The organism is Leucobacter muris (assembly GCF_004028235.1).
Lineage (GTDB): Bacteria > Actinomycetota > Actinomycetes > Actinomycetales > Microbacteriaceae > Leucobacter > Leucobacter muris.
Window position 1 is genome coordinate 772,514 of the sequence record NZ_CP035037.1, and the last position, 16,257, is coordinate 788,770.

Below are 16,257 nucleotides of genomic sequence, written 5' to 3' on the forward strand. Positions count from 1 at the left end.
AAGTGAGCGACTGGGCGTTCGTCGCGACCGTCGCGCTCGTCGTCATCTACCGGCTCGGTGCGAAGTGGATCGACGGCCGCGACCAGAGCGACGATGAGACGCCGCCGCCCGGGAACGACACGCTCGTGGAGACCATGCCCCACGAGATCCGCGACGACAGCGAGCGTCGCATCCCCGACATCCGACTCGGCTTCCAGAGGGAGTGACCATGCTGATCGAGCCCACCCCGCAGGATCTCCATCGTGACCGGAACACGCCGGCGACGGTACTCGTCGCGGTGGATCGCATCGCCCGGGTCCGTAAGCCTGAGCGCGACGAGAAGCTGTTCGAGGCCGCCGCGCTCAGCGCACTGCGCGAGGCGCGCGAGGCGGGGTACGCAGCGATCCGGTTCGTGAGCGTCGCCGAGCTCATCCTCGAGGAGGAGCCGCGACGCTGTCTCCGGTACCAGTACGCGTTCAACTTCGCCACGGTCAAGTCGGAGAGCGCTTCATGATCGACGGCAGCACCCTCGCGATCTTCGCCGCTCACGGCCGCCAGGTCGCAGTGATCTCGGGCCGACAGGAGCAATCCAACGCGATCGGTGACGCGATCAGCGCGGCCGGGCAAGCCGATATCCATCGCTGGTTCAAGGCCAACGGTGCCGAACGGATCGAGTTCAAGAACGGTGGGCGCGTGCACCTGTTGTCGCGACGCGGCGTTGACCGTCTACGCGGCCGCCGTCTCGACCTCGTCGTGGTCGATGATCACCGCTACCTGCAGGACACGCGCTTCATGGAAACGATCATGCCGTGCTTCGCCAGCAACCCGGGGGGCCGTCCTCGCATCGGGGTGCTCGTCAGCTGACCCCGGGGGCACGGCCATGCATCGGGGTGCGCGGGCTCAGCACGGGGCACACCTGACCCTGCACCGGCCGACCCGGGTCGACCGTCCTCCCGCCAGTACACGGTCTCGCTTAGCGCCCGTCAGCATCCGGCTGACGCAGCACCCACCCGCATGCCGGGCACGGGGGTAGGTGCTGCGCACCCGGGGCGCACACGCTCAGCCCCGGCCCTGTCCTCGTGGAGGTGGTCATGGCGACCTCGCGCACAGGTACCGCGAAGTACAAGGCGTGGCGCACGCGCACGCTCCACGCTGCACAGCAGCAAGGCATCACGCACTGCCCATGCAAAGCGAACTGCACGCATCACGCGGGACGACGCTGCAACGTGTGGCTCGACTACGTCGTCAGCAGACGGCCCAACAGTGCCGAACCCGATCACATCGTGCCCCATGCGCTCGGAGGACGAGAAACACGCGACAACGGCGCAGTGCTGTGCCGCCGGTGTAACCAGTCGGTCGGCGACAAGACCACCAATCGTCAGCGCCGCACGAAACAGACCGTGCCGACCATCCGATTCGGCCGTGCGACCTGACCCACCGACCCGGGAACGGGCTGCGGGGGCCGACCACCGGCGAGCGGGGTGGGGGAGTGACCCCCACCCCGCCGCCCCAGCGCACCCAGAGGCATAGCGATATATCCCCCCGAGGTCGGAATGATCCGAGACGGAGGCTCTGATGACTGCCAGGAAGCCCCTGCGCCGGCCCTCTCAGGAGGGTGCGCCCAGCCGCGGTCAGAAGCTCTCTGCGGCGCTCTCGCCCGCGGGTGCGGAGCTGTCACGGGAGGCGCTCGCGATGGAGGCGGGTCGCATCATCGATCGGCTCGATGAGCTCGACCAGATCATCGCCGGGAAGGGCGTGCTCAAGCTGATGCGGTTCCGCGTCGGTGAGATCTTCGATGAGGACGAAGAGCGCCACATCCAGGTGCACGTGCACTTCGACAACGTGCTGGGCGAGGCCCGGCAGCAGGCCAACACGCTGCGGCAGATTCTCGTGTCCCTCGGGCTCGGGAAGTCGGCGGAGCAGCAGGGCGGCCAGAAGAGGAGTTCGGTGCTCGATGAACTCGCGAGGAAGCGCGCTGCGCGGGCTGCAGGAACCTAGGATCCGGGTCCGCCCCAAGGGCGCGATCGACTTCGAAGACGGCGAGGATGCCGTCTTCCTCTCCGGCGGTTACGGCCTCACCGCTGACGAGTGGCAGGGCGCGGTCACCTTCGGGTGGCTCGCCCGCGGCAAGGACGGCAAGCTCGCCGCCGGCCGCTGCGGTCTCGCCGTGCCGCGCCAGAACGGCAAGAACGGCAACGTCGAGGTCGTGCAGCTGCACAAGATGGCGATCCAGGGCCGCAAGCTCCTGCACACCGCCCACGAGGTGAAGACCGCCCGGAAGGCGTTCCTGCGCCTCATCAGCTTCTTCGAGAACCCTCGCAAGTACCCCGAGCTCGCCGAACTCGTGAAGGAGATCCGCCGCACGAACGGCCAAGAGGCCATCGTGCTGCACGCGCGCGAGTGCGAGCGCGGTGACCGGTGCGACTGCAACGGGGGCGCGTCGTGTGAGTTCGTGGCGCGCTCGCGCGGATCTGGCCGCGGCTACACCGTGGACGACCTGTTCTGCGACGAGGCGCAGGAGATGACCGACGAGCAGCTCGAGGCGCTGCTACCGACTATCGCAGCCGCCCCCTCGGGGGATCCGCAGATCATCTTCCTCGGCACCCCGCCCGGCCCGAACTCGCCGGGCGAGGTGTTCGAGCGCATCCGCAAGGACGCCCTCACCCCGAAGGCGGATCGCATCTGCTGGGACGAGTGGTCAATCCCGGACGACATGCGCCCCGAAGAGGCGATCAAGCGGTGGCGGGAACTCGCGTATGAGACGAACCCCGCGCTCGGGGTGCGTTTGCGCATCACCACCGTGCAGGACGAGCTGCTCGCGATGAGCCCGGAAGGGTTCTGCCGTGAACGTCTCGGGCAGTGGTCTCCCCGCGGCGGCAAGGCGAAGGCGTTCTCGAAGTCGTCGTGGAGCGTGCTCAAGGCCCGCAAGCCCGAGGACGCGGTTATGACGTACGGGGTGAAGTTCACCACGGACGGCTCCGGCGTCGGCCTCGCCGCCGCATGGAAGCCGCGCACCGGCCCGGTGTTCATCGAACCGATCGAGCAGCGCAACATGGGCGAGGGCACGCAGTGGCTCATCGACCAACTTGTGGAGGATGCGCCGGTGACCGCGGTCATCGTGATCGACGGGAAGGCGCACGCCGGCTTCCTCGTGAACGCGCTCCGAGAGGCCGGGCTGCGGAACAAGAAGCAGCTGCTGCGCCCCTCGCTCGATCAGGTGATCGCCGCGCACTCGATGCTCGAGCAAGCCGTCGTCACCGGCGGCCTCCAACACCCCGGCGACAAGGACTTCGATGAGCAGGTGCTCGGCGCGGCCAAGCGCAAGATCGGCACCGCCGGCGGGTTCGGGTGGGAAGCCGAAGAGGGCAAGACCGTCGTCACCCTCGACGCGGCGACTCTCGCCTACTGGGGTGCGAAGACGACCAGGCGCCGACCTGGCCGACGATCCACTGGGATGGTGATGTGACATGGTGATGTACCTCCCGGCTCCGCCGCAGGTGTATGGCCTCGACCACACCACTCAGAACATCCTCGATCAGGCATGGCAGCAGTGGGCGGCGAAGCTGCCCCGCAACATCGAGCGCCTCATATACCTCGACGGGAAGAACAAGCTGAAGGACCTGCGGATTTCGATCCCGCCCGAGCTGCTCGATGACCTGAACGTGGTCAGCGGGTGGGCGGAGAAAGCGGTCACCGAGCCCGCGAACCGCACGATCTGGGAGGGCATGCTGGACGAGGACGGCAACCCCGACCCGTTCGACCTGCGCCACCTCCTGTACCGCAACCGGTACGCGGTGGAGTTCCCGCAGGGTGTGCGTGCGTCGATGACGTACTCCTGCGCGTTCCAGTCAGTCACCCCAGGCGACGTCCTGTCGGGCGAGCCCGAGGTGCTGATCATGCACCACTCGGCGATGTGGGCAACGGGCCTGTGGAACGCGCGCCTGCGGGAGCTGTCGGCGGGCCTCCTCGTCGGCGCAGTCGACGTGTTGGGAGCCCCAACCGAGATTATGCTCCTCACCCCGTTCGAGACGCTCGTGTGCCGGAAGATGGCCGGCGGGTGGATCCTCGCCGACCGCATCAAGAACCCCCTGGGGCGCTGCGGTCTCGAGCTGATGCCGCTCGCCCCGGACCTCGACCGCCCCTTCGGGCGGGCGCGCGTCGACCGGCGGGTCATGTCGATCGTGGACCGTGTGGTCCGCGCCGGCTCCCGCCTCGACGTGCACTCGGAGGCGTTCAGCGCGCTGAAGCTGTTCCTGCTCGGCGCTGACGAGTCCGCGTTCACGGACGAGCAGGGCCGCACGATCCCGCTCTGGTCGTACTACATGTCCCGCATGAACACGCTCGGGGTGAACGAGGAGGGTGAGCTCCCGAAGATCGAGAAGATCAGTGCGGAGTCGCCGGAGCCGCACATCGCGACGCTCCGGCAGCTCGCCTCGGAGTTCTCCGGCCATACCGGCGTGCCGCTCGGGTCGCTCGGCATCGCGCAGGACAACCCCGAGTCTGCGGATGCGAAGAACGTTGCACGCGAGGACATCATGTTCATGGTCAAGCAGCAGCACACCGTCTACGGTCACGCGAAGCGCCGCACCTTCGAGAACGCGATCATGATCCGGGACCGGCTCACCGAGCCACCCCGCGAGATCGCCGACCTCGAACTGCTGTGGCGACGCCCGGATCATGCCTCCGACGCGGCTCTTGCGGATGCTGGCATGAAGCAAGTCACCGCGGCCGAGCTGCAGGGCACCGAGACCGGGATGCGGATGATCGGTATGTCCGAAGCCCGCATCCGGCAGGCCGTCGCCGAGAAGCGGCGCATGGCCGCCGGTACCGTGCTCGACCGCCTCACCGCTGACGGTGCCCTCGCAGAGGGTGAGGAGGTTGCCGGTGAGGCGGCCCTGCGGGATGCGCAGATCGTGAAGGCCCAGCTCGACGCTCTCGGCGTCGGCGTGCGCGCCGGCGCGGACCCCACGGAGGTCGCCGAGAAGGTCGGGCTCGCCGGCATCAAGATGACCGGCGCGGTACCGGTGTCGCTGCGCATGCCGCAGGACGAGGCGAACGACCTCGAAGAGAAATGACCGATCGGGGGCGGCATGAGCGCTATCGGCAAGCTCAGCCGCTCCCAGCAGTCGGCCGCGCGCATGGCGAAGGACCAGCTCACGAAGTTCTGGGGCCTGTACGGCAACCTCCCTGCCGAGGAGCTGCGCGACGCGCTGCTCACGTTCGTGCCGGCCCTCGGCGAACGGTACGGAGATCTCGCCGCGGCCGCTGCGGCCGACTGGTATGAGGAGACGGTGCTCGCCGCGACTGGGAAACCGGGGGCGGCGGTGCTCGCCGAGGTGGAGAGCGACGCGCTCGTAGAGGCCGTTCGATGGGCGGCCGACGACCTCTACCACGGCGACCCCGTCGACACGTGGCGGAAGCTCGAGAAGTCGCTGCAGCGGCACGTGAAGAACGCGAGCCGAGGCACCGTCCAGCGCAGCGCCACCCGCAGCGGCGTCGCGTTCGCGCGCGTCCCATCCGGGGCGCGCACCTGCGCATTCTGCGAGATGCTCGCCTCCCGCGGGTTCGTGTACGGCAGCGCCGAACTCGCCGGCTCCATCCACCGCTACCACGACGAATGCGACTGCCAGCAGGTGCCCGAGTTCGCGATGAACGCCGCCGAACGCGCCGCACACGACGCCCGCGTCGCCGAGATGTACGACCGGTACAGCGCGGCGCGCGCCGAAGTCGAGGCTGACGGCCTCGCCCTCTCCGAGGGGAACATCCTGCAGCGCCTCCGGGACATGCACCCGGACCGGTACACGGACGGCGCGAGCGTGCCCTCGATCCTGCGGTCGATCGATCAGGGCTGGCCGGCCACGGTCCGCCCGCTCACGCCTCGAAACTGGGGGCACATCCTCAAGCGGCACCTGAATGGCGGCGGCGCGATCGACACGTTCCCCGAGACGTTCACCCCCTACGACATCGCCAAGGTCATCCGGGAGACCGCCGCGCACCCGGACGCGCGCCTGCCGCACCCGAACCCGAAGTTCGAGGGCGTCGAGAACCTGCACAAGGTCATCGACGGGCAGCTGTACATCGTCGGCGTGAAGCATCGCGGGGACCTCGACGGCGTGCTCACGGCCTTCCCGCCATCGCCGTCGAGTCCTATCATGGAGGCATGGAGATCATGGCAGAACAGGAAGTAGCCGCCCGGCTGCGCGCCTTCATTCTGCCGTACCTGCGCGACGACGAGACCGACTACGTTGAAGCGCTCTACTTCGACCGTGACGTCGACGCGCTGCTCGGGATCGCCGAGGCCTACGCCGAAGAGCATGGCGAATCGCTCGGCGAGGCCCTCGAAGCCGCCTAGCCTGGCCCCCCCCTACTAACCCCGTACCCATCTGGTGCGGGGTTTTTTCATGCCCGGAATCTCCGGGCTCCGACGCTGCCTGCCGCACGGCGGGAGACCCCATATCCACCCGCCCCGAGCCGCACGGCGACGGGCTACCTGAACAGGGAGACACCATGAGCGACACCACGACCCCCGTGGCGCAGACCACCGCACAGCCGAACGGCGGCGCGGCGGCCACCCCGGCCGAGCCGAACGGCGACGCCGAGGTCGACTACAAGGCCAAGTACGAGGAGACCCTCGCGCATTCGCGCCAGTGGGAGCAGCGGGCGAAGGAGAACAAAGCCGCCGCCGAGAAGCTCGCGCAGGTCGAGGAGGCCCAGAAGACTACCGAGCAGAAGCAGGCCGACCAGCTCGCCGCGCTGCAGGCCGAGAACGCCGCGTTCAAGGCTGAGAAGCAGCAGGCGGCGTGGGCGAAGGAGGTCGCCGAGGCGACCGGCGTCCCCGCTGGAGTGCTGCGCGGGTCCACGCTCGAGGAACTGCAGGCGCACGCCGAACTCCTCAAGCCGGCCTTCGCGAAGGAGCCCGAACCGCTGAAGCCGGTCCCTACGATCGGGAACCAGCCGCGGAACCCGGGCAACGTGTCGCTCCCCGAACAGATCGCCGCCGCCGAGGCGGCCGGCAACCACCAGCTCGTCGCCGCCCTGAAGGCGATGCAGCTGGGGGCCGCAAGCTAACGACGAAAGGACAGTCACTGTGACTGGAATCACCGGTCTGGGCACGACCTACAACCTGCCCAACTACGTCGGGGAGCTCTTCAACGCTTCCCCCGAGGACACCCCGTTCCTCTCCGCCATCGGCGGCCTCACCGGCGGCGAGTCGGTGGGGGCGACGCTCTTCGAGTGGCAGGGGTACGACCTGCGCGACGCCGAGGACGACCGCCAGCGCCTCGAGGGTGCCGACGCGCCCGAGTCGGAGGAGCGCGTGCGCTACAACGCGTCGAACGTGCTCGAGATCCACCAGGAGGCCACCGGCGTCTCCTACACGAAGCAGGGCGCGACCAAGCAGCGCGGTGCCGGCGCGACAGCCGTCACCATCGGCAACACCACGATCCCCGCTGACGAGCTCGCCTGGCAGCTGCAGCAGGTGTTCAAGCAGATCGCCCGCGACATCGAGAAGACGTTCATCTCGGGCACCTACGCCCGCCCTGCCGACAACACCGCACCGCGTCGCACGCGCGGCCTGCTGCAGGCGATCCAGACGAACGCCGCGGTCGTCACCGGCGGCCAGCTCACCGAGTCCGCCGTGCTCGACCTGATGCAGGACGCCTGGGACAACGGCGGCCTGCAGGAGGGCGAGACCCGCACGGTCATCGTGAACGCGTCGCTGAAGCGGCAGCTCACGAAGATCTTCATCAAGGACAAGGGCTACCAGGAGACGTCCCGCTCGGTCGGCGGCGTGAACCTGCAGACCTTCGAGACGGACTTCGGCAAGTGCAACATCATGCTCGACCGGTGGATGCCGGCCGACACGCTCGCCGTCGCGTCGCTCGAGGACTGCAAGCCCGCGTTCCTCGAGGTGCCCGGCAAGGGCCACTTCTTCGCGGAGAAGCTCGCGAAGACCGGCGCGTCGGACAAGGTGCAGGTCTACGGCGAGATCGGCCTGAACTACGGCAACGAGCGCAAGCACGGCAAGCTCGTGGTGGAGGCCTGATCATGCGATTCCTCTCCACCAAGCACCCCGAGCTGCGCTTTCACGTCGGCGACGCCAGCGTGAAGTTCCGCGCGGGCATCGCCGAGGTCACCGATCCCGACCTCATCGAGAAGCTCCACCGCTACGAGCACCTCGGCATCGAACCCGGCGACGACGTGGACCCCGAGCCCGACCTGGACGACGACCCCGAGAGCGACGACCCCGAAGGTGACGACGACCCCGAGGACGACCCCGCCATCGACCCCGAAGGCGATGACGATCCCGATCTCGATGCGATGGACGAGGCCCAGCTTCGCGCCTTCGCCGAGACGGAAGGCATCGACCTCGGCAAGCTGCAGAACCTCGACAAGATCCGCACCCGGATCGCCGAGGCGCTCGCCGCCGAGTAACCGCTGCCCGAAGGGGCCAGGGGAGACTCTGGCCCCTTCGCTGTTCCCGAGAGGGGGTGCCCGATGCCCGACACAGAACAGGCGGAGATCGAACCGTTCGCCACGGTGGCGGAACTGAAGGTGCGGTGGCCGGGGTTTCCGGCCGGCGCGGATGAGCTCGCGAAGGTGCATCTGGCGGATGCGTCGCAGTTCATCCTCGACGTCGCCCCGTCCGCGTTGCGAGCGTCGCCGTCGACCAGGCGGCGCATCGTCTGCAAGGTCGTGCGGCGTGCGATGCGCGCGGACCTCGACCCCGAGCTTGAAGAGCTCGAAGGGTTTGAGTCCGCGCAGACCGGGGCGGGTCCGTTCCAGGACACGCTGAAGCCGATCAACCCGCACGGCGACTACTACCTCACGGGGCAGGAGAAGCGCGCGCTGGGCGTCGGCCGGCAGCGCGCCGGGTCGATCAACATGCTGGCGGGCCGCGATGCGTAGACGGATCACCGACTACGTGGACCGGCTGCCGTACCTCGCGGACGGCACCGACGAGCTGGGCGACCCGGTGGAGTCGTGGGGGCCGCCCGAGTCTGTCGGGATATACGAGTTCAGCCCGGGTGGCTCCATCGAACCGCCCACGCCCGGGCATGACCGGGTGATCACGACGCCGACGCTGTACCTCCCGTACGGGTGCCCGTTCAAGCCGCGGGACCGGTGCGAGATCGACGGCGGCACCTACGAGGTGGAGGGGTGGCCCGCGAGGTGGAAGCACCGCCGCACCGGGCGCACCTTCGGCGACACCGTGAACCTCAAGCTCGTGGAGGGGTGATGGGCGAAGTCATCGAGTTCGACCCGATCAAGATCGTGGTGCGCGACTACCTCATGGGCGTGCAGGCCGACCCCGTCGTGGGGAAGGTGCCGAACCCGCGCCCGGCGAAGTTCACGCAACTGCAGACCGTGGGTGGCACCGCCGGCCTCGTGTCGCAGCGGCCGATGCTCACGTTCCTGTGCTGGGACGAGAGCGAAGCGCTCGCCGCCCGCTACGCCGAGCGGATCCGGGCGCTCATGCGGGCCTGCCGGGTGCTCGGCGGGCTCCCGGTCTACGGCATCCGCGAAGTGTCGGTGCCGGTGTACCGGCCGGACCCCGAGACGCAGATCGACCGATATCAGTTCACGCACGAGATCCACGTGCGCGGAAAGACGCTGACCCCCTCACCGTAGGGGGTCTTCCTATCTGAGAGGAGGCGATCGTGACGAAGGTTGTGATCGCAAATCGGTGGACCGACCCTGCGGGGAAGGTCCACAAGGGCGGGCAGACCGTCGAGGTGGAGCCCGGTGTGGCTCGCGACCTCATCCTGCGCGGCAAGGCGCGCGAACTGCCCGCGGAGTCGAAGGCTGAGCCCTCGGCGCGCGGGAAGAACCCCAAGACCGAGCCACCGAAGACCCCGGCAAAGGCCGGCACGAAGGAGGCACCGAATGTCGACTAACAACAGCAACATCCGTATCAACGGCGGTCGCGCGACCGCGATCTACCTCGCCCCGAAGGGTGCGACGCTGCCCACGGGGCTGACCGACCCGATCGGCGACTTCGAGCACATGGGCTGGCTCCACGAGGACGGCATCGAGTTCGAGGTCTCCACCGACTCGAACAAGATCAAGGCCATGCAGGGCGGCGCGACCGTGCGCGTGGCGATCACCTCGACGGAGAAGACCCTGAAGTTCACCTGCCTCGAGGACAAGCCCGGGGTGTCGGAGCTGTACTGGGACCACGGCAAGCCCACCCTCGTGGGTGCCGAGGGCAGCCAGGTCGCACGCGTCGACCTGCCCGAGTCGATCGGCCTCGTGGAGCGTACCGCCGTGGTGCGCCTCGATGACGGCGACATCACGAAGTTCGTGTGCCTCGAGCTGATCCAGATCACCGAGCGCGAGTCCCTCTCGAACAACTCTTCGGACCCGGCCGCCTACGGCTTCACCGCGGAGATCATCGGCGACAGCTACTTCCTCACGAACGCGCCCGCGTTCATCGAAGCTGCCGCCTAACCAGACCGGGCGGCGCGGGTGGTGGCTCCCCGCGTCGCCCATCTTCCCTGAGCCACACCACCATCACCAACCCCAGAAATGGAGCCACACATGGCCGAGAACACCCAGATGAGCCGCGAGGAACTCGAAGCCGAGCTCGCACGCCGCAACACCCCCGAGACCACGCCGGAACCGCCCGCGCAGTCCACCCGTGAGCGGTCCCCGATCAAGCCGCAGGACCACAAGCCCGCCGACCACGAGAAGGTCACCTTCGAGTTCGCCGGCGAGACGTTCACGATGGACGCCCGCGCCCCCAAGGACTCCCGCGTCTTCCTCTCCGTCCGCAAGGGCGACCTCGAACCCGCGATCATCCGCATGACCAGCGCCGAAGATCTCGAGCGCCTCCTGAAGGCGATCGAAGACGAAGACGGCTGGTCCGACATGGAGCAGCTCGGCAAGTTCGTGGACGCCGCCCACGAGGCCGCCGGCACAAAAAACTCCTAACCCTCGCCGGTCTGCTTCGAGACTGCCCAGACAGGCTCGAAGCAGACCTCGCGAGGTTCTTCCCCGGCGTCTCTCTCCAAGACCTCGACGGTGGCCCCGACGCTCTCACCCGCCTTGCCGCCTGCGCGGCGCACCTGCCACGCGGCGGCGCAGTCGGGGAGTACTACGGGGGCTGGCTCGCCGTCCTTCCCGAAGTCGAAGCGATCTGGGAACAGACCTACGTGCTCACGCTCGCCAACACCGAACGGAAGCAGCAGCACAAGGTGAAACCGCGCAAGCCCCCCGAGGGCGTGCGCGACCGCGAACGACGCGCCGCCGACGCCGCCTCGCACGCGGCCACGTTCTGGGAACAGGACAAAGCGTTCCAGGAGGCGAAGGCCGCCGGCGCGACGTGGGGAGACCTCTGATGCCGAAGAACCGCGCGCGGATCAACCTCCGCTCCGTAAACACCATCATGAGTAACCAGGCCTGCCAGAGCCTGGTCGATGAGGTCGGCGAAGAGATGGCGGGGGTTGCTGACGGGAACTACGAGTACGTCAGCAACCCCCACCGATACGTCGCCCGCGGCCACGTCCAAACCGCCGACGCCGCCACCGCCCGCCGCGACGCCGAAACCAACGAGCTGCTCCGCGCACTCGCCGCCGTGATCCGCTAGAGCTGCGGATCGTCCGCGGTGGCCGGCTCGGCGGCCCAGCGCTTCTCGAGCTGCGCGATCTGATTGATGCGCGCCGCGAACTCGCGCATCTTCTTCTCGTCCTTCGCTGGCCCGTCGATGATGACCGTGGCACCATCGGCGAAGACGATGGTCACGTATCCCTTGGTGCGGTCCTTCTTGAACATCCCGCCTGCGACCGCGCCCACGGGGCCGGCCAGCAGGGCGCCCGCTCCGATGCGGGTGAGCGTGGGCCTGGTCTTCTCGGCCCCGGACTCGAACTCTGCGGTCGCGCCGGCGATCGAGCGCTTCACGCCGATGCCGAGCGCGCCGAGATTGCTGTAGTGCCCTTTGCGCACCAGGTGTCCGTCGTACTGCGCCACGGCGAGCTTCCTCTGATACTTCTCCACGGTGGCCCGGTGCTGGACCGCACTCCGCGCTTCATCAGCCGCGGTTTTCTGCGCCGCTGCCTCTCGCATCGCCGACTCACGCCCCGGGTCGAGCTCGCCGCGCTCCTGAAGGCGCGCATCGAGTTCTGCGTGCAGCGAGGCGAACACCGACGACTCCTTTCTCGTGAACCGAACGTGGTTCGGATCATCGAGAGGCTTCTCGGTCTCCTCGCCTGGCACGGAGAACCGGAGGTATCCGTTGGCGATGCTGGACGCAGGTCTGAAATCGATCCGGCTCACATCAGCCAAGTCGAACTGTCGCGGCTCGCCAATCGAGCGCCACCCCGCCCGGTGGATCTTCACGGTTGTTCCGTCGACCTCGATCTGCCCACCGAATCCATCTGCGCGAAGTGCCGTCATGCCCTGAGCCTACATTCCCCGGGAGGTCCGAGATGGCTGGTCCAATGATCGAGGTCGCGAGCGCCTACGTCACGCTGCAGACGAAGTGGCCGGGCCTGCAGAAGTCGATCGACACCGCGGTGGGCGGTCTGAACGTTACGAAGATCGGCGAGGAGATGGGGCGCAAGATCTCCACCTCGATGGGGAAGTCGATCAAGTCGCGCGTCGCCGAGCAGTTCGCGAACGCCACCGCGAAGGCACTCGACACCCAGACGGCCGCGACGAAGGCGCTCTCGAGCGCCGAGCACGCGCTCGTGAAGGCCCGCGCCGGGGCCGGCAACGCACAGGCGAAGGTCGTCCTCGCCGAGGAGAAGCTGCACCAGCTGCGCCAGAGCGGGAAGGCCTCGACCGGGCAGCTCGAAGCCGCCGAGGCCGCGCTCAACGCCGCCCAGGTGGAGAGGGCCGCCGCGAGCCGCGCAGTCGCCGAGGCGGACCTGAAAGCGACCGAGGCGAAGCGGAACGCGACCCGAGCCTCGAAGGAGTACGAGGCCGCACTGTCGGCTGAGAACGACCGGGCCGCGCGCGCCGCGGTCTACTACCCCGAAGTCGCCGCGCGCATGCAGGAGATCGGCTCCTCGTGGCAAACCGCCGGCCAGAAGATCACCTCCGTGGGCGACTCGCTCACGTCGAAGGTCACCAAGCCCGCCCTGATCGCCGGCTCCGCAGTCGGCGGCCTCGTCGGCGCGCTCGGCTTCCGCCGCCTGCTCGGCATCGACCGCGCGAAGGCCCAGTTCGAAGGACTCGGATATCAGGTCGACACCGTCATGGCGCAGGTCGACGCGGGTGTCACCAACACCGCGCTCTCTATGGCGGACGGCGCATCCCTCGCGGTGTCCGCGCTCGCCGCAACGGTGCCGCTGACCAGCCTCGAGCAGCACCTGAAGCGCATCGCGAACACCTCGGCCGCCTACGGTGTGGAGGCGTCGCATGCGGGCCTGCTGATCAACCAGGCCTACATCGACGGTCGAGCGTCCTACGGGCTGCTCTCGCAGATGCAGCAGAACAGCATCCCGATCATCTCCGCCCTGGCCGACACCTACGGCCGCACGGGCGAAGAGATCAAGGCGATGGCGCAGAACGGCGAGATCAGCATCGACATGCTGAACGCTGCGCTCGACAACAAGGCGGGTGCGGCCGCCGCCTCCTACGCGAAGTCGTGGGAGGGCATCTACAAGAACGTGCTCTCGAACATCGGCCGCTTCGGCGAGCAGGTGCTCAGTGGTGCGTTCCCGCAGGCGAAGGCCGCGCTCGAGGAGTTCCTCGCCGTGCTGAAGGCTCCCGAGACGAAGGAGTTCGCGACCCAGCTGGGCACCGTGCTCGGGGGCGCGGTCTCGACGTTCCTCGACCGGATCCGTGGCCTCATCCAGGCATGGAACGACCTCGACGGCGGCCAGCAGCGCGCGCTCACCAATATCGGCATCGGCCTGGTGGCGCTCGGCCCGGGCCTGAAGATCGTCGGCGGACTCACGAGCGGCATCGGACGCGTCTGGGACGGCGCAGAACTCGCCGCCAGCGCCGTGGGCGGCTGGACGCAGAAGATGGGCCTGGCATCCGGTGCCGCGCTCGATCTCTCGAACATGACCGAGAAGCAAGCCCGCGCAGCCAAGGTCGGAGCAGCTGCTCAGGCCGCCCTCGGGAGCGCAACTGCTCTAGCAAAGAAGGGGTTCGTCGGACTCGGTAACTCCATGAATGCCCATCCGGTCATGTGGATCGCCTCAGCGCTCGCCGCCGTGGCGGCTGGGCTGACGTACTTCTTCACGCAGACCGAGACTGGTCGGCGGCTCTGGGATTCGTTCATGGAGGCGCTGCGGCCGGTGGGGGAGGTGCTGTCCGGGATTGGGCAGCAGATCGCGTCGACGTTCGGCGGGATCATGGAGACCCTCGGTCCGGTGCTGTCTCGCATCGTGGAGACGGTCGGGGGCGTGTTCTCCCGGATCGGCCCGGCGATCGCGTCGACGCTCGGCGTGCTCGGTGACGTGCTCGGCGGGGTGTTCTCGGGCGCGGTCGAGTTCCTCGCTCCGCTGTTCGCGACCCTCGTGGACGCGGGTGGGCAGCTGCTGGGCGCGTTCGCTCCGCTCCTTCCCGTGTTCGCCGACGCGGGCACCCGCATCATGGAGGCCTTCGCTCCCGTCGCGGAGACCTTCTCCACGTCGCTGATGCCCGCGCTTGCCGAGCTCGGTGCAGCGTTCGGGGAGATCGGCGCGCAGATCGCGCTCCTCGGTCCCGTGTTTGCGGAGCTGATTGGCAAGTTCGGTGAGCTGTTCGCGATGCTCGTCCCGATCGCGGCCGAGCTGGTCGGCCGCTTCGCGCCGCTGATCGCGATGCTGGTGTCCCAGCTCGCGCCGGTGTTCGCTGAGCTGCTGTCGGCCGTGGTGCCGCTGGTGGGTCAGCTGATCGGCGGACTGATCCCGGTCATCTCGCAACTGGTGAGCGCACTCGCGCCACTGATCGCCGACCTCGTGTCGAAGCTCGCGCCGATCATCATGGAGATCGCGTCCCGCGTGCTCCCGCTGATCGTGACCGCGTTCGAAGCGGTCGTGCCGATCGTGGGCCAGCTGGTTGAGGCCCTCGTGAATTGGCCTGGTTTGAGTTCCGATCTTTATACAAGGATGGAACTACGATGCCAAGCAAATATGACCCTGAACTTCGCCAGCGCGCACTTCGGATGCTCGCCGAAGCCCGTCCCGAGCACGAGTCGCTGACCGCGGCCTGCCGACACGTCGGTGGGCTCCTCGGAGTGAGCCCGGAGACGCTGCGCGTGTGGCAGCGCCGCTACGACATCGATACCGGCGCGAAGCCTGGCACCTCGATCGATATGGCCCAGGAGAACCGGCGGTTACGCCGCGAGGTGAGCGAGCTCCGTAAGGCCAACGAGGTACTCAAAGCCGCGAGCGTGTTTTTCGCGAAGGAACTCGACCGGCCACGAACGAAATGATCAGATTCATCGACGAGTACCGTGATCGTTTCGGGGTCGAGTTCCTCTGTCGTACGCTGCGTGCGGCAGTTCGTGGGTTCCTCACCTCCCGCGGATACCGGGCCGCGAAAGCCCGGTCGGCCTCAGCCAGGCAGCTGCGCGACGAGTTGCTCCTCCCTGAGATCCGGCGGCTCCACGCGAAGCACTATGGCGTGTACGGGCGCCGGAAGATGCATGCCCTGCTGAAGCGTGAGGGGTGGAAGATCGGCCGCGACCAGACCGAGCGTCTGATGCGGCTCGCCGGCGTGCGCGGGGTACGGAAATCAAAGCGCGTGTTCACCACACGCCCTAACAAAACGGCGGCACTGCCTGCCGATCTCGTCAACCGGAGATTCGCCGCTGACGGGCCGCGCAAGCTCTGGGTGTGCGACGTGACCTACGTCGCCACCTGGTCTGGGTTCGCCTATGTCGCGTTCGTCACTGACGTGTACTCGCGCAGAATCGTGGGCTGGAATGTCGCTGCGACGCTGAAATCTGAGGTTCTGCCGATGCAGGCACTCGATATGGCTGCGTGGCAATCGGGCGGCAGGCTCGATGGCCTGATCCATCACGCCGATCACGGGTCGAATTACACCGCCATGGTCTATACGGATCGCATTGCGGAACTCGGAGCAGTGCCCTCGACCGGGACGGTCGGCGACAGTTTTGACAATGCCATGGCTGAGGCGGTCAACAACCTCTACAAGACCGAACTGATCCGACAGCAGGGCCCCTGGCGGACGGTTGAGCAGGTCGAACTCGCGACCCTCGAATACGTGTGGTGGTGGAACCATGAGCGCCTTCACGGGGAGCTCGATATGCGTACCCCGATCGAGGTCGAGCAGGCCTACTATACTGAGGCCGAGGAACTTCTGTCACCGACAGGTTGACAG

23 protein-coding genes are annotated in these 16,257 nt (G+C 67.9%); 22 read left to right on the top strand and 1 reads right to left on the bottom strand.

The genetic code is table 11. The features are described 5' to 3' along the window. Positions 1–2 precede the first annotated feature (2 nt). The 20 genes from Leucomu_RS03555 (at position 3) to Leucomu_RS03650 (ending at position 11,566) form a co-directional block, all read left to right on the top strand. Positions 3–206: a hypothetical protein gene (locus tag Leucomu_RS03555; RefSeq protein WP_128386366.1), complete on the top strand. Its 204-nt coding sequence runs from the start codon at positions 3–5 to the stop codon at positions 204–206. A 2-nt stretch (positions 207–208) separates the two neighbouring features. After that, a complete protein-coding gene (locus tag Leucomu_RS03560) occupies positions 209–493 on the top strand; it encodes a hypothetical protein (RefSeq protein WP_128386367.1) in 285 nt (94 codons plus the stop codon). Then, complete coding sequence (locus tag Leucomu_RS03565) at positions 490–843, top strand: hypothetical protein (protein WP_128386368.1); 354 nt, start codon at positions 490–492, stop codon at positions 841–843. Before Leucomu_RS03560 ends, Leucomu_RS03565 begins: the two co-directional genes overlap by 4 nt. Positions 844–1,070: 227 nt before the next feature. Continuing rightward, the gene (locus tag Leucomu_RS03570; RefSeq protein WP_128386369.1) at positions 1,071–1,412 is read left to right on the top strand and encodes an HNH endonuclease; all 342 of its coding nucleotides are present in this window, start codon (positions 1,071–1,073) and stop codon (positions 1,410–1,412) included. A gap of 142 nt (positions 1,413–1,554) precedes the next feature. Next, entirely contained in the window at positions 1,555–1,977 is a 423-nt protein-coding gene (locus Leucomu_RS03575) for a hypothetical protein (protein ID WP_128386370.1), read from the top strand. Next, positions 1,934–3,445, top strand: a complete 1,512-nt coding sequence (locus Leucomu_RS03580) for a hypothetical protein (protein WP_128386371.1) — start codon at positions 1,934–1,936, stop codon at positions 3,443–3,445. Before Leucomu_RS03575 ends, Leucomu_RS03580 begins: the two co-directional genes overlap by 44 nt. 1 nt (position 3,446) lies before the next feature. Next, complete coding sequence (locus Leucomu_RS03585; protein WP_128386372.1) at positions 3,447–5,054, top strand: phage portal protein; 1,608 nt, start codon at positions 3,447–3,449, stop codon at positions 5,052–5,054. Between the two features lie 15 nt (positions 5,055–5,069). Next, on the top strand, positions 5,070–6,167 hold the full coding sequence (locus Leucomu_RS03590) for a VG15 protein (protein ID WP_128386373.1): 1,098 nt from the start codon (positions 5,070–5,072) through the stop codon (positions 6,165–6,167). After that, on the top strand, positions 6,149–6,331 hold the full coding sequence (locus Leucomu_RS03595; protein ID WP_128386374.1) for a hypothetical protein: 183 nt from the start codon (positions 6,149–6,151) through the stop codon (positions 6,329–6,331). The genes Leucomu_RS03590 and Leucomu_RS03595 overlap by 19 nt, the downstream gene beginning before the upstream one ends. Positions 6,332–6,486: 155 nt before the next feature. After that, positions 6,487–7,047 carry a helicase gene (locus Leucomu_RS03600; RefSeq protein WP_128386375.1) on the top strand — a complete coding sequence of 187 codons (561 nt, stop codon included), beginning with the start codon at positions 6,487–6,489 and terminating at the stop codon, positions 7,045–7,047. Positions 7,048–7,066: 19 nt separating this feature from the next. Beyond that, positions 7,067–8,023: an SU10 major capsid protein gene (locus Leucomu_RS03605; protein WP_128386376.1), complete on the top strand. Its 957-nt coding sequence runs from the start codon at positions 7,067–7,069 to the stop codon at positions 8,021–8,023. Between the two features lie 2 nt (positions 8,024–8,025). Continuing rightward, positions 8,026–8,412 carry a hypothetical protein gene (locus Leucomu_RS03610; protein WP_128386377.1) on the top strand — a complete coding sequence of 129 codons (387 nt, stop codon included), beginning with the start codon at positions 8,026–8,028 and terminating at the stop codon, positions 8,410–8,412. Between the two features lie 63 nt (positions 8,413–8,475). Next, the gene (locus Leucomu_RS03615; RefSeq protein ID WP_128386378.1) at positions 8,476–8,886 is read left to right on the top strand and encodes a hypothetical protein; all 411 of its coding nucleotides are present in this window, start codon (positions 8,476–8,478) and stop codon (positions 8,884–8,886) included. After that, positions 8,879–9,217, top strand: a complete 339-nt coding sequence (locus Leucomu_RS03620; RefSeq protein ID WP_128386379.1) for a hypothetical protein — start codon at positions 8,879–8,881, stop codon at positions 9,215–9,217. Before Leucomu_RS03615 ends, Leucomu_RS03620 begins: the two co-directional genes overlap by 8 nt. Next, positions 9,217–9,609, top strand: a complete 393-nt coding sequence (locus Leucomu_RS03625; RefSeq protein ID WP_128386380.1) for a hypothetical protein — start codon at positions 9,217–9,219, stop codon at positions 9,607–9,609. Before Leucomu_RS03620 ends, Leucomu_RS03625 begins: the two co-directional genes overlap by 1 nt. 29 nt (positions 9,610–9,638) lie before the next feature. After that, positions 9,639–9,875 carry a hypothetical protein gene (locus tag Leucomu_RS03630; protein WP_128386381.1) on the top strand — a complete coding sequence of 79 codons (237 nt, stop codon included), beginning with the start codon at positions 9,639–9,641 and terminating at the stop codon, positions 9,873–9,875. Continuing rightward, positions 9,865–10,428 (top strand): phage tail tube protein, encoded by a 564-nt coding sequence (locus Leucomu_RS03635; protein ID WP_128386382.1) that lies wholly within the window; start codon positions 9,865–9,867, stop codon positions 10,426–10,428. Before Leucomu_RS03630 ends, Leucomu_RS03635 begins: the two co-directional genes overlap by 11 nt. Before the next feature lie 90 nt (positions 10,429–10,518). Further along, the gene (locus tag Leucomu_RS03640; protein ID WP_128386383.1) at positions 10,519–10,911 is read left to right on the top strand and encodes a hypothetical protein; all 393 of its coding nucleotides are present in this window, start codon (positions 10,519–10,521) and stop codon (positions 10,909–10,911) included. Positions 10,912–11,132: 221 nt separating this feature from the next. Further along, entirely contained in the window at positions 11,133–11,318 is a 186-nt protein-coding gene (locus Leucomu_RS03645) for a hypothetical protein (RefSeq protein ID WP_128386384.1), read from the top strand. Further along, a complete protein-coding gene (locus Leucomu_RS03650) occupies positions 11,318–11,566 on the top strand; it encodes a hypothetical protein (protein ID WP_128386385.1) in 249 nt (82 codons plus the stop codon). Before Leucomu_RS03645 ends, Leucomu_RS03650 begins: the two co-directional genes overlap by 1 nt. Here the strand turns inward: Leucomu_RS03650 and Leucomu_RS03655 are convergent. Further along, a complete protein-coding gene (locus Leucomu_RS03655) occupies positions 11,563–12,372 on the bottom strand; it encodes a DUF4429 domain-containing protein (RefSeq protein WP_128386386.1) in 810 nt (269 codons plus the stop codon). The genes Leucomu_RS03650 and Leucomu_RS03655 overlap by 4 nt on opposite strands. A 32-nt stretch (positions 12,373–12,404) precedes the next feature. Between Leucomu_RS03655 and Leucomu_RS03660 the strand changes: the two genes are divergently transcribed. Both Leucomu_RS03660 and Leucomu_RS03665 read left to right on the top strand, forming a co-directional pair. Continuing rightward, positions 12,405–15,113, top strand: a complete 2,709-nt coding sequence (locus Leucomu_RS03660; RefSeq protein ID WP_128386387.1) for a tape measure protein — start codon at positions 12,405–12,407, stop codon at positions 15,111–15,113. Further along, positions 15,032–16,254, top strand: a protein-coding gene (locus tag Leucomu_RS03665; protein ID WP_128387751.1) for an IS3 family transposase whose coding sequence is annotated in 2 segments (ribosomal slippage) — positions 15,032–15,317 and positions 15,317–16,254 — 1,224 coding nt in all. Because the reading frame shifts where the segments join, the coding sequence is not laid out codon by codon here. Before Leucomu_RS03660 ends, Leucomu_RS03665 begins: the two co-directional genes overlap by 82 nt. Positions 16,255–16,257 lie beyond the last annotated feature (3 nt).